Here is a 21,421-nt window from a genome sequence, read left to right on the forward strand (position 1 = left end):
TGGTTTACAAGGGCAATTAAAAGTTCGCGCAATATACAGTACATTGCGCCTTAAGTGTATTAGATTGATGATTTTAAGCCAATTGATGGCATTTTTTGCAGCTTAGACGTTCAAATCAAGCAGATTGATGACATGCAATCACTTTCTGACCACGGCATACTTGCTGTTTCAAGCAGTGTCAGCTATATTTACAAACCTCATTTTACTGCCAATATCATGAAAACCGTCACTACCGTCATACTTTTCCTGGCCCTGTCAATCGCCACAGCAGACACACTCAAGCCCTTCAAGTCAGATGGTTGTAGTGCATTTCCAGATGGTACCCTGGCAGAAAAGGATTTGTGGCTAAGGTGTTGTTACCAACATGACTTGTCTTATTGGCAAGGTGGCACCGCAGTACAACGTAAACAAGCAGATTTTGCCCTTAAATATTGTGTAGCCCAAGTTGGAGAACCCATGGTTGCGAACCTGATGCTGGCGGGTGTCAGAGTGGGTGGGTCGCCGTATTGGCCAACTCAATTTCGCTGGGCTTATGGTTGGCCATATTTCAGAGGGTATAAAGAAATTTCAGCTGAAGAACAAAAGCAAATTGATGCTGAATTGAGTCAAATAAAACCATTGAAAACTGATTAATTACCATCAAACAGATTAATGCAGAAAATATAAGCCATTTACTGACTGAATCTGTACAATTTCAACCCTCAATCAACCAAACAGAAAAAACCTGAATGTTATGAAACAACAAACACTTAATTTAATCAGCATGGTATTGCTGACTTGCACCCCTCTTGTACAGGCTAAAACTCCGACAGAAATCACCCAAATTGAACTGAGCAATCAACTACCTACAAATGGCAATTTGGTGCTGGGTGTATATGAAAGTGGTCAATTGGGAGATTACGGCAAAAACATTGATAACAACAGCCAAGGCGGACTGACTCATGCCATCCAAGCCACAGGCTTTGAAGCCAAAGTGATGCAAAGCAAACTGATTCCAGGACCAATGGGATCAGGTTTTGATCAAATCATGTTGGTGGGTTTAGGATTACAGGATGGTGAAAACACCACATTACAATGGCAAGAAATTGGTGGCAATGCGCTCCAAGTGGCCGTTGAAGCATTCAAAACAGTGCCTGCCATGGCTTTTGACACAGATAGCATAGAGTCTGTTGCTAACTTGGCCTATGGAGCCAAATTGGGAAGTTATTACTTCGATAAATACTACACCGATGCCGAACGTCACAAACGTCAAGTTATGATCAATGTAATCACCTCGAAAGTTGCGGCTGTAAAAGCACATTACATGCACCAGTTGGACCCGTTGGCCAATGCCATCTGGCACACAAGAAACATGTCCAATGAACCGGCCAATGTCATCTACCCTGAAAGTTTTGTGGCTCAATGGCAAGCTCATTTCAAAGGCATGAAAAACATCAAGATCCGCGTGTATGACGAACAAGACATGATTAAAAATGGCATGGGCGCGATTTATGGCGTGGGTCGTGGCAGCCAACGACCACCACGTCTGATGGTGGTTGAGTACATGGCTGGTGAGCCCAATGATGCACCTGTCGTGGTGGTTGGCAAAGGCATTACATTTGACACCGGTGGCATCAGTTTAAAAAACCCACCCAATATGTGGAACATGAAATTTGATATGTCAGGAGCCGCCAGCAGCATCGGCACCCTATATGCTTTGGCCGGCAGACAAGCCAAAGTCAATGCAGTGGGGATTGCAGCGCTGGCAGAAAACATGCCGGGTGCCAAGGCACAGCGCCCAGGTGATGTGGTCACTTCCATGTCAGGTAAAACCATCCAAATACGATCGACCGATGCCGAAGGCCGGTTGGTGCTCGCTGACGGTGTTTATTATGGAGACGTCACCTACGACCCTGCCCTATTGATAGATCTGGCCACTTTAACCGGTTCAGTGGGTCGTGCTTTAGGGAAAGATTACGCGGGCATTTTCACTCGCCATGATGAACTGATTAAAGACTTTATCGCCACTGGACAACAAACCGGTGAAAAACTATGGCAATTACCGCTGAATGACAATCATTTCAAAGCCATTGAAAATAATGTAGCCGATGTCATGAATTCAGGCCCAGATGCTCCTGGTGCCAGTGCCGGAGCCGCTTTTATTGGAACCTTTGTTCGTGACACCACACCATGGATCCATTTAGATATAGCCGGAGTTGCATGGAATGACAAAACCACAGCGATTAAAGCCTCACCTGGCTCAACTTCTTTTGGCATTCAATTGTTGAACCAATACATCAAAGATCATTATGAAAAAGATTAACTTAAAAACAGAAAACATTTAAAGACCAACATCATAATGGGTTGATCCATTGGATTGATCCATTGATTTTGTTTAGAATACCATTGCTATATGCCCAGCTTGACCCTACCTATTAACCTAACCTACCTTTGAACTGTTTATGATTTTACTGTTGCTGTATGTATTTGGCGCCCTGTTTTTTTCTTTTTTGTGCTCTATAGCCGAAGCTGTTTTACTGAGTATCACGCCTTCCTATATTGAAAACCTGAAGTCCACCGAGCCCGAGAAAGCCCAACGCATCAAACGCTTGCGATTTGCGGAAATTGACCGATCACTGGCTGCCATATTGACCTTAAACACCATTGCCCATACGGTTGGTGCCATTGTTGCCGGCGCCAAGGCCACCCATGTATTTGGTGATGCATGGATTGGACTGTTTTCCGCGGTAATCACAGTATTGATACTTTTCTTCTCGGAAATCATTCCAAAAACCATTGGCGCTGTTTACTGGAAATCCCTGGCCAGCCCGATCGCTTATTTGGTTCAATTTCTGATTAAAATCTTGTACCCCATTATTTGGCTGTCTGAACAAGTCACCCGCTTAATTTCCAATAAGAAAAGTCACCATGATTTTTCACGTGATGAATTTGTGGCCATGGCAGGATTAGGACTCCGTACTGGCCACATCGAGGAACATGAATCGCGCATCATCGATAATTTATTCACTTTTAATGTGATCTATGCCAAAGACATCATGACGCCTCGAACCGTGATGGTTTGTTTTCCTGGTCATATTGATGTTGAAACCGCCTTTGAAACCTTGATTGAATCAACTTTTTCTCGAATACCCATCTATTCTGATGATATGGATGACATTTCTTCTTTTGTACTCAAATCAGATATATTGATGGCTCAAGCCAAGGGTGAAAACGCACCACTGATCGAATTACAACGTGAATTATTGACAGTCATTGAATCCACCAGCTTGCCCACTTTGTTGGAAATGCTGTTAAACCAACGTCAACACATTGCATTGGTGGTCGATGAATATGGCCACACCGCCGGTTTGGTCACTTTAGAAGATGTGGTGGAAACCTTATTGGGTTTAGAAATCATGGATGAAGTGGATCAGGTTCAAGACATGCAGAAACATGCGCGAAAAAAATGGCGACAAAGGGCCATCGCCAAAGGTTTGGTGGTTGATGAAGACACCTGAATTGTTACTTAACTGGTGTCTGAATGTGCTAACCTTAAAGACCCATAAACAGTCTGAAATCCATGCAAGATAAAATCCATGACGTCGTCATCTTTGGAGCCACCAGTTTTGTTGGCCAACTCATCTGTGAATACATGGTTCATCAATTCTCAGCAAAGGATTTATCTTGGGCATTGGCTGGGCGCAGTGAATCAAAACTAAAAGCACTCAAAAGTCAATTAGGTGCAGCGGCCAATGACTTGCCATTGATCCTGGCCGACGCCAATGATTTGAAAGCTTTGAAAAACATGTGCCAACAAGCCAAAGTAGTGGTCTCTACGGTTGGGCCTTATGATTTATATGGCGAAACTTTGATTCAAGCTTGTGCTGAAACAGGAACCGACTATTGTGACTTGACTGGGGAAGCACATTGGATCAGTAAAATGCTGGAAAAATATGAATCGACGGCCAAACAATCTGGAGCCCGCATTGTTCATTGTACCGGCTTTGACTCTATCCCATCAGACTTGGGCGTTCATTTCTTACAAGGTGAAGCAAAAAGCCGGTTTGGCAGTCATTGTAATCAAGTGAAATTACGCATTAAAAATATGCGCGGTGCCGCCTCAGGAGGCACCATAGCCACCGCTTTGAATATTGCCAAACAAATCAAAATGGATCCTCAGGTTAAAAAGGTCATGGTTAATCCATATGCACTTTGCCCTAAAGACCATGGATTCAAAACCAGACAAAAAGAAATCAAACTGGAATTTGATGCCACTTTCCAAAAATGGACCGGCCCATTTTTTATGTCCTCCATCAACACCCGCATTGTGCATCGCACCAATGCCTTGAGTAACCAGGCCTATGGCCAAGATTTTCAATACAATGAAGGAATGATGACGGGTAAAGGCATCAAAGGCAAATTGAGAGCACGCAGCATTTATTGGGGCTTGGATGCTTTCTTTACAGGAATCAGTATTGCCCCAATCAGGGCCTTATTGACCCGCTTTGTATTGCCTAAACCTGGCGAAGGACCCAGTAAAGAAGACCAAGCAAAAGGATTCTATGATTTCAGGTTCGTCGGCACCACTGAACAGGACGAACAAATCATCACCAAGGTTTATGGTGACATGGATCCAGGTTACGGCTCTACAGCAAAAATCATTAGCCAGGCTGCCGTTTGTATGGCATTTGATGTCGCAGATGACGTTCCAGGTGGTTTCTGGACACCAGCGACTCTGATGGGTGATGTGCTGATTGATCGTTTAAATCAATATGCCGGGCTTACATTTTCTGTAAGCGAGACCAGCCACACAAAAACCGTTGATTGAAAGTTAAATAGACCTAAAAACAAATAAGCAGTGATTAACCTCTGCAGGTGTTTTCATCTAAAACCACCTCTGCAAATTTCTTGTCGATGGCATTAAAATAAACATAATTAACGGCAACACCAAGTTCCAAAACTTCTTGTATCTCACGTTTTCCACAATTTTTTCGCTTTAGGTTTTCAAGCAGTCGCTCGTTCATTGCCTTCCGATCAAACGAAATTTGCTGAAAATCGATCAATTGATAATTGATAACCAGACCACGACTTGACTCATAGGCGCCTTTAAGTAACGTTTCATTGTCGATCATCTGACCTGACATGTTATTGATTTCTCTGACAGCATACTCCACCAATTGATTACGGTGACTTTTTTCACCCAACACGAAATGGTTAACCAACGCGCCAATGATGGCCAATATGACCACTGACTTAATCAGACTTCCCATAACCCACTCCTTACTATTTAATATGTTTAAATTGCACGATTTTGCTTGAGGGATATTAGCACATAAAGCAATTCACCATGGTGATGGACTTGTCATACCTATACCATTCATCATTGTATTATTTTGCATCGGGGTGTTAATGCCGAAATATAACATGAAATAACTACCATTTAACTTAACTACACCCAGTCGCATAATCCTTAGAGGCTTTAATTATATTCTCTAGAAAGTCTCATTTAGTAACTTACCTGATTTCAGATTTTTGGCGTACATTTGTTCTCTTAAAACAATCAAATACAATTTGAATAACTGTGTTCCATTTTTTTTAAATAGCTTAATTACTCAAATTATAGGTTTTAAATCACTAAAAGTGATGATATTTCAAACGTTTGTTTGATTAAATCGCAAATTACTTACTTGTTATGTATATTTAACATCCTTGTTAAATTTTCATTTTTCAGCGTACACTTGTACTATTATTTGAATAATAAGTTGCTAATTCATGTGGAATTCATGATAATCCCCAAGTGTTTTAACACAGCATTGATTACCTTAAATGTTAATCAGTTGGTTTTGACTTCAAGATAAATACAAACAACGGTCTTTGCAAACAAACAAAAGATCTAACAATCAGGAATTATATTTTTATGAGCGAGACAAAATCTAAGTTCAACGCAGTGGTATTCCCTGGACAAGGCGCACAAAAGTTGGGCATGGCCAAAGACTTTATCGAACAATACCCAGTGGCTGCCAAAGTGTTTGAAACTGCGAACGAAGTGCTCCCATTTGATATTTATGAAGTGTGTCATGAAAACGCCGACATGTTGAACCAGACCAATTACACCCAGCCTGCTATTTTGGTGGCAGAAATGGCCATGTATGAATCTTTAAAAAGTGAATATGGACTCAACCCCAAAGCTTACGCTGGTCATTCTCTTGGAGAGTATTCAGCCTTGACTGCAGCCGGTGTTATTTCTTTTGAAACCGCACTTCAAATGGTCACCAAGCGCGGTGAACTGATGAACCAAGCCGCATCAGACGGCACCATGACTGCCATTATCATGGATGAAATACCCTATGCAGAAGTCACTCGCATTGCCAATCAACATCAGGTGGATGTGGCCAATGACAACTCACAACAACAGGTGGTTCTCAGTGGTTTGGAATCAGACATGACCAATGCCATTACGGCCTTAACGCATCATTATAATGACGTGGCTTTCAGAGCCGTACCACTGACTGTCAGTTCTGCATTCCATTCAAGGTGGATGCAGTCTGTCGAACAAGTCTATATGGAATACCTACAACCATTCAAAGCGGATATGAATGTGACGAACTTACCTCAAGTCGCATCCAACTTTTTAGGTGGTTTTTATCCAGCTGACAAAGAGCAGTTGGTAACCGCTTTGGCCAAACAAATCAGTGGCAGTGTTAAATGGCGCAGCAACATGGCACTTTTACAATCCATGCAAATTCTGGAACTTGGGCCCAATCGCCCACTCAGGGGATTCTTCAAAACCATTGGGGTAGACATCACATCAGTGATCAATGTCAAGAGTGCAGCAAAAGCATTCAGCGCATGATATCAACATTCGTTTATTTAAGTCATTTTATACAAAGGAGTTCCAAGTGAATATATTCAACAAAAACCATTGGGCATTGATACTGGGCGGATCAAGTGGTTTTGGTTTAGCCAGTGCAAAAAAACTCAGTCAACAAGGGATGAATGTATGTGTGGTTCACCGTGACAGGCGGGGCGCGATGGACAAAATCAACCAAGAATTTGAAGTCGTTAAATCCAATGGAACTCAGTTCCTCAGCTTCAATGTTGATGCATTAAGCGAAAATGGCATGGACCTAGTATTGACCGAATTGAAGTCCAAAATGGGGCAATCTGGTCAAGTCCGCGTGCTGTTGCACTCCATTGCATTTGGTAACTTGAAACCCATCGCACCCGTCATCAAAGAACGCAATCAAGGGGTTGTGGAATTGGCTAAAAAGCTGAACATCGATGAAGCTGCGCTGAACCTTGCCGTGGCTGATTTGCTGGCAGAAAGCACCGATGAATTGTTTCCTTTAGAATCACCACAATACAGTGACAACCTGATTGAAGACGAAGACATGGCTCGTACCATTTATAGCATGGGAACCAGTTTATTGACTTGGACCCAAAAACTGTCGATGGCCCAAATGTTTGCTGAGGATGCTCGGGTTTTGGGCTTAACCAGTGAAGGCAATACGGTGGCATGGCGTGGTTATGCAGCCGTTTCAGCGGCCAAAGTGGCACTGGAATCGGTATCGCGATCAATTGCAGTTGAGTTTGCACCCCAAGGCATTCGATCCAACATCATACAAGCTGGTGTCACAGACACCAAAGCTTTACAAGCCATACCAGGCAGTGGTCGCATGAAGTCTGTGGCCAAGTTGAAAAATCCATTCAAACGATTAACCACACCTGAGGATGTGGCCGACGTGGTGTCACTGTTATCCCGAGACGAGGCCCAGTGGATCAATGGCGCACTGATCAGGGCTGATGGCGGCGAACAAATTGCTTCATTCTAAGGCGAGATAACTGATGCTATATATACATGGTGCAGGTCACTACCACCCATCCAATGTCATTGACAATGCTTTTCTTGAAAGCTTAGACATCGGTACCACCGATGATTGGATTATAGAGCGAGTGGGTATTCAAAAACGCCATACGGTTATGAATCTTAATGACATCAAAACCACCCACAACCGTTCAGTGGGTGAGTCACAAGTACAAATTAACAGTGCACAAATGGGTGCCAAAGCGATCACCATGGCCTTAGCACGGGCTGGCATCAGCAAAGATGAAGTTGGCATGGTGTTGGCCGCTTCATGCTCTCCCACCTACTCCTTACCGGCCAATGCCTGCGTGATTGCCCAAGCTTGTGAAATCGATGCATTTGCAGTGGACATTTCATCGGCCTGTTCAAGCTTTGCCGCACACATGCACTTTTTAAACAACATGCAAGCAGCAGCGGTACCCGACTATGTGGTTTGTGTGATCCCAGAAAGTTGGACCACCACCACAGACTACAGCGACCGCCGTACGGCCGTGTTGATTGGTGATGGGGCCGCTGCTGTGGTGGTTTCCAAGAAGCACGTTGCAGCCATGAAGATAAAACACACCACCATGACTTCAAACCCTGAAGCGTGGGAGAAAGTACAAACCAAAACCGGCCATCACTTCTTTCAAGAAGGCTTATCGGTACAAAAATTCGCCATCAAAAAAACCATTGAAACTTTCAAATTATTGGCTGAGCAGTCAGCGCTGCCATTGAACCAACATTATTTCATCAGCCACCAAGCCAATTTAACCATGCTGAAATCAGTTTGCAAAAAATTAAAAATTGCCGACGAAAAACACCTTTTTAATGTGGACCAATATGGCAACTGCGGCGCAGCCGGCGCACCCAGCGTGTTGTCACAAAACTGGGATCAGTTCAAAGCAGGCGATCACATTACCTTGGTGGTGGTGGGCGCAGGCCTGACTTGGGGTGGCATGCAAATTTCGGTCGATGAGACCAACCAAACCAGCAGCGGAGCAAACCATGCAGCTTAAGTACCAAGATTTTTTAGCCAGAACTGAATTCAGCAAACAAGAATTACTGGCCTATTCATGGGGAGATTTGGTGGCAGACCCACCGATTGAAGGCTGTGGTTTATTGCCGTCTCCGCCCATGTTGATGTTTGATCGAATCACCGAAATTTCTCACAAAGGCAAACGAGGTCGCATAGTTGCCGAACAAGACATCTCATTGGATGACTGGTTCTTTCAGTGCCACTTTCGCAAAGACCCTGTACAACCAGGTTGTTTGGGCGTTGATGCTGTTTGGCAGTTGATTGGTTTTTACGCCATCATACGTGGTGGCAAAGGTGCCGGCCGGGCTTTGGGTGCAGGTGAAATTGAGTTTTTTGGCCAAATTCGACCACACAACAAAGTGGTTCGCTATGAGATTGATATCAAACGCTACTCACACATGGCCGCTCAAGACGCTTCTATAGCCATTGGTTCGGCCAAAGTGTTTGTTGATGATGAGGAAATTTACAGCATCAAAGACGCCAAAGCAGGTATTTTCAAAGACATTCAATACACCAATTATCCGCATGAAAGTAAACAGGCTGTCGGAGGGACCTTAGGATGAGTCAACAACCACTGAGCTTTACAGAAATTTTGGATTTGGTGCCACAACAAGCCCCATTTCGCTTCATCGATGAAATCATTTCATTGCAGGAAGATGAAATTGTGGGTAGCTATACTTTCAAAGAAGATGAAAGTTTTTACGCGGGCCATTTTCCAGGAAAACCAGTGACACCAGGTGTTATTTTACTTGAAACCATGGCCCAAACTGGGGTGGTGGCGTATGGGCTGTATTTACTGTCCTTGCAAGTCAAACGTGAGGAGTTAGACCAATGGTTGACTTTATTCAGTGATGCCGAAGTTGAATTCAGCAAACCAGTTTTTCCAGGTGAGAAAGTCACCATAACCGCCAAAAAAGTGTTTTGGCGAAGAATGAAATTAAAAGCCAGTGTCCAAATGCACAATGCCGCAGGGGAGTTGGTATCCAGTTGTGTTATTTCTGGCATGGGAGTACCGAAACAATGAATGAACAAAAAGAAAGGGTCGTAATCACTGGTATGGGTGTCGTCGCACCCAATGGTCACGGCTTGGCAGCTTATGAACAAGCTTTAAGGAACGGTGTTTCAGGAATCAGACACCAACCGCATTTGGCCGAGCATAAATTTGCGTGTCAAGTCGGTGGTATTCCACAGGGCATGGAAGAAATCAAACTGCAATACCTGTCAGAAGAATCACTGTTGGCAATGAATGAAGCCATGGTATTTGGTGCAGTGGCTGCTATTGATTGTTGGCGAGATGCCAAATTACCTGAACCCGGCAGTTGTGGCGATGAAGTGGATTGGGACACCGGCGCGATTATTGGAACAGGCATCAGTGGTTTGGATACCATTGGTGAAAAACTGGTTCCTCTGACCGATGCAGGAAAAGTCAGAAGACTGGGATCCACCATGGTTGAACAAGTCATGGCCAGTTCCAGCAGTGCCAATATCGGCGGCATCTTAGGACTGGGCGGACAAGTCACCACCAATTCCAGTGCCTGTACCACTGGAACAGAAGCCATCGCCAATGGTTACCACACCATCCAAATGGGTCACAGCAAACGGGTGTTGGTAGGCGGTACAGAAGGTGCGTCTATATACAGCTGGGCAGGGTTTGATGCCATGCGGGTACTGTCCAGGTCTTACAACGACAACCCAGAACAAGCTTCACGCCCAATGAGTGCATCGGCTGGTGGTTTTGTTCCTGGTTCAGGTGCTGGCATGCTGATGTTGGAGTCATTGAGCAGTGCCGAAGCCAGAGGGGCTTACATTTATGCCGAAGTATTGGGTGTCGACGTCAACTGCGGCGGTCAACGCAACGGTGGCAGCACCACCTTCCCCAATCCAGTCGGCGTGCAACGTTGTATCCAAACAGCCTTAAAACGTGCCGGCATCAATGGTTCAGAGGTCGACTTAATCAATGGTCATTTAACCGCCACCATGGCTGATCCATATGAAGTGAAAAATTGGCAACAAGCACTTAATTGTGAACCACAAGATTTACCGTTGATCAACTCAACCAAATCGATGATTGGTCATGCTTTGGGCGCCGCAGGCGGATTAGAGTGTGTGGCTGCGGTGTTACAACTCGACAAAGGGTTTGTTCATGGCTCATTAAATTGTGCAGACATACACCCAGATTTGATGCCATTTGCCAACAGTATTGTACAAAAAACCCAAGCATCTGATGCGCAGGTTTTGGCCAAAGCCAGTTTCGGCTTTGGTGATGTGAATGCGTGTGTCGTATTCAAAAAATTTAATTAAATTAACCGAGGAATTAAAATGAGTGAAATATTCGAAAAAGTAAAAACAATTGTATCCCCTTACTGTAAAAACCAAGAAGCCTTGGCAGCTGCCACTGAAGAAACCAGCTTTTTGGATGACTTGTCTGTCAACTCAGCGCGTTTGGTCGACATCGTGATTGATTTCGAAGATGAGTTTGATATTGAAGTCAGTGACGATGAAGCCGATGCCATCCGCACCATGGGCGACGCAGTCAAAGTCATCAATGCAAAAGTATAAAAGTCATTGTATGGTTGATTCACTCAGCGTTTTTGTCACATTGATGTATGAAAGCGCGGGTGATTTAACCAGATGAATATTGCCCTTAAACACCGCATACAATTGACCATGCAAAAAAGTGTCGCTTTGGTCTGTTTTCCGTTGTTGTTTTCAATGGTCATCATTTGGTTTAAATTTTTCAAGAAATACCAAATCAAAGACATGAAAGCAGTGCGTCAACAATTCAAACAAATCAAACAAAACAACCCAGATGGCTTATTGGTCTGCCCCAATCACCTGACCTTTATTGATTCAATGATACTTATCTGGGCTTTTGGCAGTCCATGGTCTTACCTGCGCAGTTTCAGAACCATGTGTTGGAACCTACCCAAAGCCAGCCATGTCAAAGAAAGCAAACTCTATCGCGCTATCTGTTACCTGGGCAAATGTATATTGATTGAACCTGATACCAAGGCCTCCAAATTAACCATGGACAAAGCCAGCTATTTATTGAATAAGGGGCAATACGTTATGGTGTTTCCTGAAGGCACTCGCAGCAACACTGGCCGCATCAATACCGAAAATTTTATTTATGGTGTGGGGAAACTACACATCGACAGTGGCTTAAAACAATTACTCTGTGTGTATTTACGTGGAGACGCTCAACAAACAGCCAGCAAAATGCCAAAACAGGCTGAACAATTCACTGTTACATTGAAGCTCATCACCGCTGAAACCGAACAACATGGTCGCAGAGCGATGAGGGATGTCGCCACTCAGATGATTGATTCATTGGTGGCAATGGAAGCCCAATACCAAGCAGTTCAATAAGCGATGTTAGGTAATGACGTGGTCGATTTAACCCTTGACTGCGAAAAACATTTAAATCACAGGTTCATCAAACGAATTCTGACTCTCAAGGAACAACAACAACTCCAGCTGGCACACGATAAAAACCTGTTTTTATGGAGCCTCTGGTCGATCAAAGAAGCCAGCTATAAAGCCTGTCAAAAACTCAATCACCTGTTGTTGTTCTCACCCAGTCAATTAGAACTCAACGATTCCAGTTTAAAAAAACTGACTGAACATCATCCACAAACTGCCTTCTTCGGCACCCTCAAACACCAGTCAACCGAATTGCAACTCAAACTGACATGGTATGCAGAACACAGTGAACACAGCCCAACAATGAAATACACTGCCGTCCACGCCACCGCCTTGCAAGGCACAGACCCTAAATCATTGGCTGATGTACAGGTGGAAATTTCAAAGATGAATCAACCGTCTAATTATAAAAACCAATCGCTGGCTGTCAGAAAATTAGCAACCAAGCTGCTTGAATCCAATGCAATCACTGCCAGCATCCAGCGCCCTCCCATAACAATCAAAGATTACAGCAAACCAGGCCCACCCATTTTAGTCAGTGACCAGCAAACAACCCTGCCCCACGAAATCAGCCTTTCTCATGACAACGATTGGCTCGCTGCAGTGCTGCTCATCAAATGAATCCATAAGGCAAAACAAAGCTACACATGTCAGCATCAACCCACTGAGGCTTTAATAATAAACAGTTAATCCCGAATTATGCCTCAGCCAGTTTTTTAACCAAATAATCACTGCTCAAATGCTTGGTGATATCCATAGGATCACATTGGGTTTTCCCAGATTCAACTGGAATGGGGCCGATGGTTTTGGCCACCTTGATGGCTGCTTGGTTCAACTTCAAATTCCTTTTGCCGATGCCCAACAGCGCCCCACCCATCGATAGGTGTACCGATTTATCTTCCTCAGAAAACGTGTGCGCAATGTGCTTTATGTATTTAAGAAAATAATCATCCTCTGGTGAACATTTCTTTTTTGATTTAGACAGCTCATAAACGAACCCATAGGCACAACGCCTTCTGACTGAATCTTCATTGTTCACCCAAGCATCCGCCACTTCATCAATAAATGCCGTCTTCGCCACCGGCGCGCCACAGGCGGAAAATACATGTGCCATCAAGCCAAAATCAATGTCTTCTACCTGTGCCTCTATTTGTTCTCTGGTAATCAATTTTGGATCATCGATCAAAATTCCAATCACCTTCATGTCGTAATAATCACTGTCCCATAATTGCAGGGCCAGTGCATGATCCTTACCTACCTGTTTAGCCAGTTTGCGCAAGACTGTCAATCCAATGCCAAAGCTTTTGTAAGCACAATCAGCCTCCATTTCAATCCAATTGTTGATTCCACGTTCGTTTTTTTGTGCCTGTAATAGATTGAACACTTCTGACTTATTCACTGATTTGCCCCAACAAAAAATAACTTATTAGCATATACCAACTGAGTTGATATTTCGATTCAATGCACCTAAATCACCTATTTTAGAAACGAAAACAAAAATTCTGACACGCAAATTCACATTCTCAGGTAGGCACTTACTGCTATAATGTGCGTCGATTCAAATCACAGAAATAACAGGTTTATTAATGAGTAAAAAGGCATTGGAAATACGTGACAAAACCATTTTTGATGGTTTCATTGTGAAATATATTCTGAAACTTATTTTTAAAATCTGGTTTAAGTTGACGGGTTGGCAAGCGATTAAAGCAGATCATGAAGGTGCTGGCATCACCATTGCTGCACCGCATACTTCTAACTGGGATGTGATTTATGCCATGGGTGCAGCCATCCTACTGGACATTAAAATCTATTTTTCAATCAAAGAAAGCTGGTGCCGAATTCCATTGATTGGACGCTTGATGATGTGGATGGGAGCCATACCGATTACTCGAAAGGCGGGTGCTCAGGGACAGATTGATAAGATCAGACGCTTTGTCGATAAGCATAAAAATCGCCGTGTGTTCTTTCTGTTTACTCCAGAGGGTACACGAGGCAAAGTCAACAAATGGAAAACTGGATTTTATCATTTAGCCCAAGGTTGTGATTTACCTATTTTTCTGGCCAAAGTTGACTTCAGGAACAAAGAGTCAGGCGTCTTCCACACCTTCCACTTAACCGGTGATAAAGATGGGGACATTCGCTCAATCCAAGAATCCTACAAAAAGGTCCGGGGCAAATACCCAGACCTACAGTATCCTGAATATACCGGTCCTGTACCTGAATTATCTGATCTTGAAGCCAAGGTATTGAAAGCAGTCTATTCTGCCAAAGGCGTGGCCACACAATTAGAAATTGCCGCTAAATTAAAAGCGCAAAAATTATCAATAGCCATGTTGGATTTCTTGGTCGATAAAGGCGTGCTTGAAAAGAAACCAGCTGACAGTGACCAAATCCACTATCAGCTGACCTTTGCTGGTAGAGGTTGTTTATTACATTTGTTCCCCGCATTGGATGAAAATTCCCTCGTTTGAATTATAGTGAATGATAAACACACTTAATATTGACTTGGTGTAATTGCCTTTTTGTGGCATTGAATAGAGGAATGGGTGATCATAAAAGGCTTTACAGACTGTCCTCTTGTAAAAAATCTAACAGCATGAAACATTTTTGAGTAGCCTGAGTTAATGGACTCTGCCTTCAACTTTGGTTAAAGTAAGTCATGAATTGTTATTGACAAAATTAAACCATGAGTAATGAAAACAGAGTTGAAGTAAAAATTAAGCACAGCATTGCTTATGTCAGTTTAGCCAGGCCCGAAAAAATGAATGCTTTGGACATGGCGATGTTTCAGTCAATAGTCAGTACCATCAAAGCCTTAAGAAAAAACCGAGGCATTCGAGCGGTCATTGTCTCTGGCCAAGGGGACAATTTTTGCTCAGGCCTGGATGTGAAGTCAATGATGATATCTCCCACTGGTCCGTTAAAATTACTGAAGAAAATAAATCCCTGGAGTGCCAATATGGCACAAAGGGTTTCTGCTGATTGGCAAAAGGTCAGTGCACCGGTTATTATGGCGATCCATGGCCGATGTTGGGGTGGTGGTTTGCACATTGCTTTGGGTGGTGATATACGCATTGCTACACCTGATGCTTCATTGTCGATCATGGAGGGTCGTTGGGGCATGATTCCTGATATGGGCGGCCTACTGGCTTTGCGCACCCATTGTCGCATTGATGTGGCCAAAGAATTGACCATGACTGCTAAAATAATCACTGGCGAAGAAGCTCAAAAAGCCGGCTTAGTCACTCACGTCACTGAAAATCCCATGAAAATGGCACAAGCCCTGGCAGAAGAAATCTGTCAACAATCACCCGATTCAGTGGCTGCAGTGAAAAAACTTTACAACAAAAGTTGGATTGGCGGGAGAGGTACTGCTTTGATGCGAGAAACACTGTATCAATTGCGTGTCATTTTGGGTAAAAACAGCAAAATCAAAATCCACAACCAAACCCATGATGAAGATAAACAGAGACATTTTTTGCCACGAAAAAAGTGGTGATAATCTGGCCTATAAAATGCTTTTTGAACCTTTGCCTTTGATTGGGCTCAAAACACCTACAAACCCAAACAAAAATAATATGCCAACCATCAACCGTATTTTTATAAGCACTGTGATGTTAGTCACTGCTTCATTGGCACTGGCTGCACCCAGCCAAGAGCTGATTCAGTCCTTCGTTACCGCCATTTCAGCGGCCAATCAACCGACAACCACTGAAGATGACTTGAAACATTACTTTACTTTCATGACTGATGATGTCACCGATTTCCATGCGGCCTACGGGGTCACCATGTCAGGCAAAGAAGGACCAATGAAAAACATGTTGAAAAACGTCGCCAACAAACGTTCATTCAAAGTCAATTTATCGGATGTCATCCTTGGTTCAGACACCGCTGTGATGGTGCTCAATGAAGAATCTGTCTATCTAAAAAATGGCCAAACTAAAAACTTCAAAGGCCGTACCCTATGGGTACTTGAATTTAATGAGCATGATAAAATCAAACACATCAGAAGATACTTGGATTGGTATTAATCACAATCACAAACTTTACAGCAACAATGGGATTAAAGCTTTGGTGTTAAATCAACCCAGTAATCAGGCCCAATGCCACCACAACCAGTAACAATGAAACTAAAAAATGTATTAGGTTTATGGTGACTTTTTGCAACCATTTCTTACCCAAATAGGCACCAACAAAGGCAGACAAGGTGGCTGCAATAACCAGTGGCCAATCAACCAGCTGGTGATTGGCAACCATGTCTTGACCGTATACCAATAAACGCGACACATCCACCATCACGGCCACCATCACCCCGGTTGCCACAAACTGTTCCTTGGTCAGCCCAGCCTTTAACAAGAACAGACTGCGAAATGCCCCTTGATGACCTGACAATCCACCAAAAAAACCACTGACCAAGCCACCCAGTGGCAAATATTTCGGGTCTAAGGCCCAGGTGTTGAATTTTTTAGAAAATTCTAACATAACAAACAACAGGATCAATCCACCAACAATCAATTTCAGGCCAGTGGTTTCAAAATCATGACCCAAACATTGATAAGTGATCACTTGGCCCTGCTCGGCCAACCAGCCCAACAGCCAAGCACCCAAAAAAGCGGCCATCACAGCGGTCAAACCAAACTTCAACAGAACAGTTTTGTGTGCATGTCGTCCTAGCAGGGCCACTTTGAATAAATTGTTGGACAAATGAACAATCGCAGTAACCCCAATGGCCACTTCAATTGGAAAAAACAAGGCAACGACTGGCATCAACAATGTGCCCAAACCAAAGCCAGAGAACAGGGTCAAACAAGAAGCCATCAAAGCAACGGTTGAAACCAAAATAATTTCCATTAATTTCCTCTATTCACGTGATGTATCCAGATTATATTGTAAAGACATTTCAATTTCATGAAACCACAAAACCATGGAAGTGAGTTAAGCGGTGTTCTATGCCTGTCATGGCCTAATTTCATTTTTAGATGATTATTTTATGCTTTGGTCTGATTTTTTTCGCTTTATCAGCCGATTGCCTTTTACCCTGCTATGGTTTAGGTATAATACGCGTTTTCAAAGATTAACACAGAGACATCCCTTGGGAAGCTGGATTAAAGAAAAACAACAGTCAGCCGCTTTTTTCGGCGCCAACTCTACATGGTTGGAACAAAATTACGACCTCTATCTTGAGGACCCAGAGTCGGTCACACCTGAGCTACAAGCGTTGTTCAAAGAATTTGATCACGGCGAGCCTGATGTCCGCCATTTACCCATCATTGAGAAATTTGTACAAGCCGGTCGATTGCATGCAACTTCAGATGACTCAGGCGATGCGGTTCATGCCCAAAAACAAGCCGATGTTTTGAGGTTGATAAACTCATACCGCTTGCGTGGACATCAAAAAGCCAAACTGGATCCAATCAATTACTCCCAACGTCCTGAGACACCTGATTTAGAACTCTCATTCCATGATTTGCATGAAGCCGATATGAACAGTGTTTTCAACACCGGTTCATTGGTGGCAGCCGATCAGATGGCATTGAAAGACATCATCACCCTGTTAGAAAACATCTATTGCCAACACATCGGTGCTGAGTACATGCACATCACCGACATCAAAAAACGTCAATGGTTACAACAAAGATTGGAAAAACCTGCTGGTGCTTTTCCATTCAATGCAGAGGATAAAAAGCAAATGCTTAACTGCTTGACTCAAGCAGAAGGCATGGAGCGTTATTTACACACCAAATACGTGGGACAAAAACGTTTTTCCTTGGAAGGCGGCGATGCATTGATTCCACAAATGTCCTTTTTGATCGAGCATTTAGGTGCCCAAAAAACCAAGGAACTGGTTATCGGTATGGCCCACCGTGGTCGTTTAAACATGTTGGTCAATATCTTGGGCAAGTCGCCAGCTGAATTGTTCGATGAATTCGATGGGGTAAAAGCCGACGAATTAGACAACATCAACTCTGGTGATGTGAAGTACCACAAAGGCTATTCATCAGATGTACCCACCTCAGGTGGTGATGTCCATTTGGCGATGGCGTTCAATCCATCCCATTTAGAAATCATCAATCCAGTGGTTTTGGGCTCAGTACGCGCCCGACAAGTCAGACGTAATGACAGCGAGAAAAACGTCGTGGTACCCTTGTTGATTCATGGAGATGCCGCCTTTGAAGGCCAAGGTGTCAACATGGAATTGTTCAACATGTCGATGGTAGAAGGCTATGATGTGGGCGGTACCATCCATGTGGTTATCAACAACCAAATTGGCTTCACCACCACCCATGCTTTGGATAAAAAAGCCGGACTGTATTGTACCGAGCTGGCAAAAATGGTGCATGCACCTATTTTCCATGTCAATGGTGATGATCCAGAAGCCGTGGTGTTTGCTACCAATTTAGCGGCTGATTATCGATTGGCATTTGGGGTCGATGTGGTCATTGATCTGGTTTGTTATCGCAAGCACGGCCACAATGAAGCCGATGAACCTTCAGCCACTCAACCACACATGTATAAACTGATTAAAGCGCATAAATCGCCACGTGAAATTTATGCTGATAAATTAATCAGTGAATCCGTGATAGATGCCGCTTATGCCAAATCTTTGGTCGATCAATACCGTGACCGCTTGGACAACAAAGAAGACATTGTAAAATTTGGCCCCACCCATAACAACGACAAATATGCCGTCGATTGGACACCTTATATCAACGGCGACCTGAAAGAACCTGTAAAAACCGCCATCACTGCCGAACGGTTTAAGCGATATGGAGAAGTCATAACCACATTGCCAGCGGATTTGAAACCCCATCCACGGGTTAACAAAATCAATCAAGACCGCATCAAAATGATGAATGGTGATTTGCCCATGGACTGGGGATTCGCCGAGACCATGGCATACGCCAGCGTTTTGGATGAAGGTTTTCAGATCAGAATCGATGGCCAAGATTCGCAAAGGGGTACCTTCTTTCATCGCCATGCGGTGATTCACAATGTGGACATGAATGAAAATTACACCCCATTGAGTCAATTGGAAACCGATAAAAATAAAATAGACATCATAAACTCTGTCTTGTCAGAAGAAGCGGTCCTTGGTTTTGAATATGGTTATGCCACCACAGAGCCCAGATCATTGGTGATTTGGGAAGCTCAATTTGGTGATTTCGTTAACGGTGCACAAGTAGTAATTGACCAGTTCATCTCATCAGGTGAAGCCAAATGGGGGCGTTTAAGTGGTTTGGTGATGTTTTTACCACATGGTTTTGAAGGCCAAGGCCCTGAGCATTCTTCAGCCAGATTGGAACGGTTCTTACAGTTGTGTGCGGTCAACAACATGCAGGTTTGTATGCCATCTACACCGGCGCAAACATTCCACATGATTCGCCGTCAAATGTTACGCAAAGCCCGCAAACCGTTGATCGTCATGACACCCAAGAGTTTGTTGCGCCACAAATTAGCCACATCAACCAAAGAACAGTTGACCGATGGACAATTTCAAACAGTCATTCCTGATCGACGAATCAAAGCCAAAGAAGTCAAACGCATTATTTTCTGTTCTGGCAAGGTATATTATGATTTACTGGAACAGTTAACCAAAGATAAAAACAAAACGGTCGCTTTGGCCAGAGTGGAACAACTGTATCCCTTCCCTCGCACTGAGTTGACCAAACAAATCGATGTTTATCCGAATGCCAAAGAAGTGGTTTGGTGTCAGGAAGAGCCGATTAATCAAGGTGCCTGGTTTCAAATCAGACACCATTTACAACATTGTATCGATGATCGCTTTCCGCTGTATTTTGCAGGCCGCAAAGCATCGCCTTCACCGGCCGTGGGTGCATTGAAAGTACACATTAAAGAACAACAACAATTAGTTAAAGATGCCATCCATGGCGAACATGGATCGGCCATAGACGCGGAGTAATAAGAGTATGAGCATTGATGTAAAAGTGCCCGTTTTACCAGAATCTGTCACTGATGCGACGGTTGCCACTTGGTATAAAAAACCTGGCGATTTCGTTAAAAGAGATGAAAACTTGGTTGATTTAGAAACAGACAAAGTGGTTTTAGAAGTCCCCGCACCGGCTGACGGTGTTTTGGAGTCGATTGCCGTTGAATCTGGTGAATTGGTTGAAGCCAATCAAATCCTGGGTGTAGTTAAAGAGGGTGAAATTCCGGCTGACAAGGCTGATGAATCTGTGGCACCCAAAGCCAGTTCAAAAGGTCAAGATGCAGCCAAGGAAAATGCCAATATGGGCACGTCGTCTGACACGGACACCTTGAAAGATGCACCTGCACAAAAAGTTGACACCGGCAATGCCGGACCGGCAGCGCGTAAAATGATGCACGAGAGTAACATTGATGCTTCACAAGTTTCTGGCTCTGGCCGGGGTGGACGCATCACTAAACCCGATGTGCAAGCGGTGGCCAATACACCGATGGAAGAGCGGGTTCCGATGAGCCGTTTGCGTCAAAAAATTGCTGATCGCATGGTAGAAGCCCAATCGACTGCTGCGATGTTAACTTCTTTCAATGAAGTCGATTTAAAGGCTGTGATGGACATCCGCAAGAAATACAAAGAAGAATTCATCAATAAACACGGTATAAAACTGGGCTTAATGAGTTTCTTCGTCAAGGCCGCCACTGAAGCCTTGAAACAATTCCCGGTCATCAACGCCTCAGTTGAAGGCACGGATGTGGTCTATCACAAGCAACAAAACATCGGTATTGCGGTAGCCACTGAACGTGGTTTGGTGGTGCCAGTATTGAAGAATACCAATGCCATGGGCCTGGCTGACATCGATGCCGGCATCCGTGATTACGCGGTGGCAGGTAATGCGGGCAAATTAACCATGGATGACATGACTGGTGGTACTTTTACCATCACCAATGGCGGATCTTTTGGATCCCTAATGTCTACCCCTATCTTGAATATGCCTCAAAGTGCCATTTTAGGCATGCACACCATCAAAGACCGTCCTGTGGTGGTCAATGGTGACATAGTGGTCCGACCTATGATGTACTTGGCATTGACTTATGACCACAGAATCATCGATGGCAAAGATGCCGTGCTGTTTTTGGTGGCGATCAAGGAAATGCTTGAAGACCCAGCCAGAATGTTACTGAACCTATAAGGAGAT

General features: G+C 43.8%; 21 protein-coding genes. 18 read left to right on the top strand and 3 right to left on the bottom strand.

Annotated features, from left to right (window positions below):
- Window positions 1-132 precede the first annotated feature (132 nt).
- From CCS90_RS08870 to CCS90_RS08885, 4 genes are all read left to right on the top strand, one after another.
- On the top strand, window positions 133-633 hold the full coding sequence (locus tag CCS90_RS08870; protein WP_246027001.1) for a hypothetical protein: 501 nt from the start codon (window positions 133-135) through the stop codon (window positions 631-633).
- A gap of 100 nt (window positions 634-733) precedes the next feature.
- Window positions 734-2,302, top strand: coding sequence for a leucyl aminopeptidase (locus tag CCS90_RS08875; RefSeq protein ID WP_099019181.1), 1,569 nt, complete (start codon window positions 734-736; stop codon window positions 2,300-2,302).
- Window positions 2,303-2,441: 139 nt separating this feature from the next.
- Entirely contained in the window at window positions 2,442-3,497 is a 1,056-nt protein-coding gene (locus CCS90_RS08880; RefSeq protein ID WP_099019182.1) for a hemolysin family protein, read from the top strand.
- A gap of 62 nt (window positions 3,498-3,559) precedes the next feature.
- Entirely contained in the window at window positions 3,560-4,807 is a 1,248-nt protein-coding gene (locus CCS90_RS08885; protein WP_099019183.1) for a saccharopine dehydrogenase family protein, read from the top strand.
- A 34-nt stretch (window positions 4,808-4,841) separates the two neighbouring features.
- Here CCS90_RS08885 and CCS90_RS08890 read toward each other — a convergent pair whose 3' ends face one another.
- Entirely contained in the window at window positions 4,842-5,249 is a 408-nt protein-coding gene (locus CCS90_RS08890; RefSeq protein ID WP_099019184.1) for a hypothetical protein, read from the bottom strand.
- A 647-nt stretch (window positions 5,250-5,896) separates the two neighbouring features.
- On the opposite strand from CCS90_RS08890, the gene CCS90_RS08895 reads away from it, so the two are divergent.
- The 9 genes from CCS90_RS08895 (at window position 5,897) to CCS90_RS08935 (ending at window position 12,905) form a co-directional block, all read left to right on the top strand.
- Window positions 5,897-6,832, top strand: coding sequence for an ACP S-malonyltransferase (locus CCS90_RS08895; protein WP_099019185.1), 936 nt, complete (start codon window positions 5,897-5,899; stop codon window positions 6,830-6,832).
- Between the two features lie 46 nt (window positions 6,833-6,878).
- Window positions 6,879-7,811 carry an SDR family oxidoreductase gene (locus CCS90_RS08900; RefSeq protein ID WP_099019460.1) on the top strand — a complete coding sequence of 311 codons (933 nt, stop codon included), beginning with the start codon at window positions 6,879-6,881 and terminating at the stop codon, window positions 7,809-7,811.
- Between the two features lie 13 nt (window positions 7,812-7,824).
- The gene (locus tag CCS90_RS08905; protein WP_099019186.1) at window positions 7,825-8,841 is read left to right on the top strand and encodes a 3-oxoacyl-ACP synthase III family protein; all 1,017 of its coding nucleotides are present in this window, start codon (window positions 7,825-7,827) and stop codon (window positions 8,839-8,841) included.
- On the top strand, window positions 8,831-9,424 hold the full coding sequence (gene fabA / locus CCS90_RS08910; RefSeq protein ID WP_099019187.1) for a bifunctional 3-hydroxydecanoyl-ACP dehydratase/trans-2-decenoyl-ACP isomerase: 594 nt from the start codon (window positions 8,831-8,833) through the stop codon (window positions 9,422-9,424). The genes CCS90_RS08905 and fabA overlap by 11 nt, the downstream gene beginning before the upstream one ends.
- Window positions 9,421-9,885 (top strand): 3-hydroxyacyl-ACP dehydratase FabZ family protein, encoded by a 465-nt coding sequence (locus tag CCS90_RS08915; protein ID WP_099019188.1) that lies wholly within the window; start codon window positions 9,421-9,423, stop codon window positions 9,883-9,885. Before fabA ends, CCS90_RS08915 begins: the two co-directional genes overlap by 4 nt.
- A complete protein-coding gene (locus CCS90_RS08920) occupies window positions 9,882-11,162 on the top strand; it encodes a beta-ketoacyl-[acyl-carrier-protein] synthase family protein (RefSeq protein ID WP_099019189.1) in 1,281 nt (426 codons plus the stop codon). Before CCS90_RS08915 ends, CCS90_RS08920 begins: the two co-directional genes overlap by 4 nt.
- A gap of 18 nt (window positions 11,163-11,180) precedes the next feature.
- Window positions 11,181-11,420 carry an acyl carrier protein gene (locus CCS90_RS08925; protein ID WP_211336994.1) on the top strand — a complete coding sequence of 80 codons (240 nt, stop codon included), beginning with the start codon at window positions 11,181-11,183 and terminating at the stop codon, window positions 11,418-11,420.
- A 72-nt stretch (window positions 11,421-11,492) separates the two neighbouring features.
- A complete protein-coding gene (locus CCS90_RS08930; RefSeq protein WP_099019191.1) occupies window positions 11,493-12,230 on the top strand; it encodes a lysophospholipid acyltransferase family protein in 738 nt (245 codons plus the stop codon).
- Window positions 12,231-12,233: 3 nt separating this feature from the next.
- Window positions 12,234-12,905 carry a 4'-phosphopantetheinyl transferase superfamily protein gene (locus tag CCS90_RS08935; protein ID WP_099019192.1) on the top strand — a complete coding sequence of 224 codons (672 nt, stop codon included), beginning with the start codon at window positions 12,234-12,236 and terminating at the stop codon, window positions 12,903-12,905.
- 76 nt (window positions 12,906-12,981) lie between these two features.
- Here the strand turns inward: CCS90_RS08935 and CCS90_RS08940 are convergent, their stop codons facing one another.
- Window positions 12,982-13,683, bottom strand: coding sequence for a DNA alkylation repair protein (locus tag CCS90_RS08940; RefSeq protein WP_099019193.1), 702 nt, complete (start codon window positions 13,681-13,683; stop codon window positions 12,982-12,984).
- A 187-nt stretch (window positions 13,684-13,870) separates the two neighbouring features.
- Here CCS90_RS08940 and CCS90_RS08945 point away from each other — a divergent pair, with 187 nt between their 5' ends.
- The 3 genes from CCS90_RS08945 (at window position 13,871) to CCS90_RS08955 (ending at window position 16,315) form a co-directional block, all read left to right on the top strand.
- On the top strand, window positions 13,871-14,755 hold the full coding sequence (locus tag CCS90_RS08945; protein WP_099019194.1) for a 1-acyl-sn-glycerol-3-phosphate acyltransferase: 885 nt from the start codon (window positions 13,871-13,873) through the stop codon (window positions 14,753-14,755).
- Between the two features lie 215 nt (window positions 14,756-14,970).
- Window positions 14,971-15,783 (top strand): crotonase/enoyl-CoA hydratase family protein, encoded by an 813-nt coding sequence (locus CCS90_RS08950; RefSeq protein WP_099019195.1) that lies wholly within the window; start codon window positions 14,971-14,973, stop codon window positions 15,781-15,783.
- A 79-nt stretch (window positions 15,784-15,862) separates the two neighbouring features.
- Complete coding sequence (locus tag CCS90_RS08955) at window positions 15,863-16,315, top strand: nuclear transport factor 2 family protein (protein ID WP_133566460.1); 453 nt, start codon at window positions 15,863-15,865, stop codon at window positions 16,313-16,315.
- A 46-nt stretch (window positions 16,316-16,361) separates the two neighbouring features.
- On the opposite strand, the gene CCS90_RS08960 is transcribed toward CCS90_RS08955, so the two are convergent.
- Window positions 16,362-17,135 carry a sulfite exporter TauE/SafE family protein gene (locus CCS90_RS08960; RefSeq protein WP_099019197.1) on the bottom strand — a complete coding sequence of 258 codons (774 nt, stop codon included), beginning with the start codon at window positions 17,133-17,135 and terminating at the stop codon, window positions 16,362-16,364.
- A gap of 241 nt (window positions 17,136-17,376) precedes the next feature.
- Here CCS90_RS08960 and CCS90_RS08965 point away from each other — a divergent pair, with 241 nt between their 5' ends.
- Both CCS90_RS08965 and sucB read left to right on the top strand, forming a co-directional pair.
- Window positions 17,377-20,205, top strand: a complete 2,829-nt coding sequence (locus CCS90_RS08965; RefSeq protein WP_246027002.1) for a 2-oxoglutarate dehydrogenase E1 component — start codon at window positions 17,377-17,379, stop codon at window positions 20,203-20,205.
- A 7-nt stretch (window positions 20,206-20,212) separates the two neighbouring features.
- A complete protein-coding gene (sucB, locus tag CCS90_RS08970) occupies window positions 20,213-21,415 on the top strand; it encodes a dihydrolipoyllysine-residue succinyltransferase (RefSeq protein WP_099019199.1) in 1,203 nt (400 codons plus the stop codon).
- The last annotated feature ends 6 nt before the right edge of the window (window positions 21,416-21,421 follow it).

This window comes from Marinicella litoralis, from assembly GCF_002591915.1.
Lineage (GTDB): Bacteria > Pseudomonadota > Gammaproteobacteria > Xanthomonadales > Marinicellaceae > Marinicella > Marinicella litoralis.

Excerpts from the sequence above, each read along its gene's own strand:
- CCS90_RS08870 (WP_246027001.1), top strand. The coding sequence starts at position 133 with ATGCAATCACTTTCTGACCACGGCATACTTGCTGTTTCAAGCAGTGTC.
- CCS90_RS08875 (WP_099019181.1), top strand. The coding sequence starts at position 734 with ATGAAACAACAAACACTTAATTTAATCAGCATGGTATTGCTGACTTGC.
- CCS90_RS08880 (WP_099019182.1), top strand. The coding sequence starts at position 2,442 with ATGATTTTACTGTTGCTGTATGTATTTGGCGCCCTGTTTTTTTCTTTT.
- CCS90_RS08885 (WP_099019183.1), top strand. The coding sequence starts at position 3,560 with ATGCAAGATAAAATCCATGACGTCGTCATCTTTGGAGCCACCAGTTTT.
- CCS90_RS08890 (WP_099019184.1), bottom strand. The coding sequence starts at position 5,249 with ATGGGAAGTCTGATTAAGTCAGTGGTCATATTGGCCATCATTGGCGCG.
- CCS90_RS08895 (WP_099019185.1), top strand. The coding sequence starts at position 5,897 with ATGAGCGAGACAAAATCTAAGTTCAACGCAGTGGTATTCCCTGGACAA.
- CCS90_RS08905 (WP_099019186.1), top strand. The coding sequence starts at position 7,825 with ATGCTATATATACATGGTGCAGGTCACTACCACCCATCCAATGTCATT.
- fabA (WP_099019187.1), top strand. The coding sequence starts at position 8,831 with ATGCAGCTTAAGTACCAAGATTTTTTAGCCAGAACTGAATTCAGCAAA.
- CCS90_RS08915 (WP_099019188.1), top strand. The coding sequence starts at position 9,421 with ATGAGTCAACAACCACTGAGCTTTACAGAAATTTTGGATTTGGTGCCA.
- CCS90_RS08920 (WP_099019189.1), top strand. The coding sequence starts at position 9,882 with ATGAATGAACAAAAAGAAAGGGTCGTAATCACTGGTATGGGTGTCGTC.
- CCS90_RS08925 (WP_211336994.1), top strand. The coding sequence starts at position 11,181 with ATGAGTGAAATATTCGAAAAAGTAAAAACAATTGTATCCCCTTACTGT.
- CCS90_RS08930 (WP_099019191.1), top strand. The coding sequence starts at position 11,493 with ATGAATATTGCCCTTAAACACCGCATACAATTGACCATGCAAAAAAGT.
- CCS90_RS08935 (WP_099019192.1), top strand. The coding sequence starts at position 12,234 with ATGTTAGGTAATGACGTGGTCGATTTAACCCTTGACTGCGAAAAACAT.
- CCS90_RS08945 (WP_099019194.1), top strand. The coding sequence starts at position 13,871 with ATGAGTAAAAAGGCATTGGAAATACGTGACAAAACCATTTTTGATGGT.
- CCS90_RS08950 (WP_099019195.1), top strand. The coding sequence starts at position 14,971 with ATGAGTAATGAAAACAGAGTTGAAGTAAAAATTAAGCACAGCATTGCT.
- CCS90_RS08955 (WP_133566460.1), top strand. The coding sequence starts at position 15,863 with ATGCCAACCATCAACCGTATTTTTATAAGCACTGTGATGTTAGTCACT.
- CCS90_RS08960 (WP_099019197.1), bottom strand. The coding sequence starts at position 17,135 with ATGGAAATTATTTTGGTTTCAACCGTTGCTTTGATGGCTTCTTGTTTG.
- sucB (WP_099019199.1), top strand. The coding sequence starts at position 20,213 with ATGAGCATTGATGTAAAAGTGCCCGTTTTACCAGAATCTGTCACTGAT.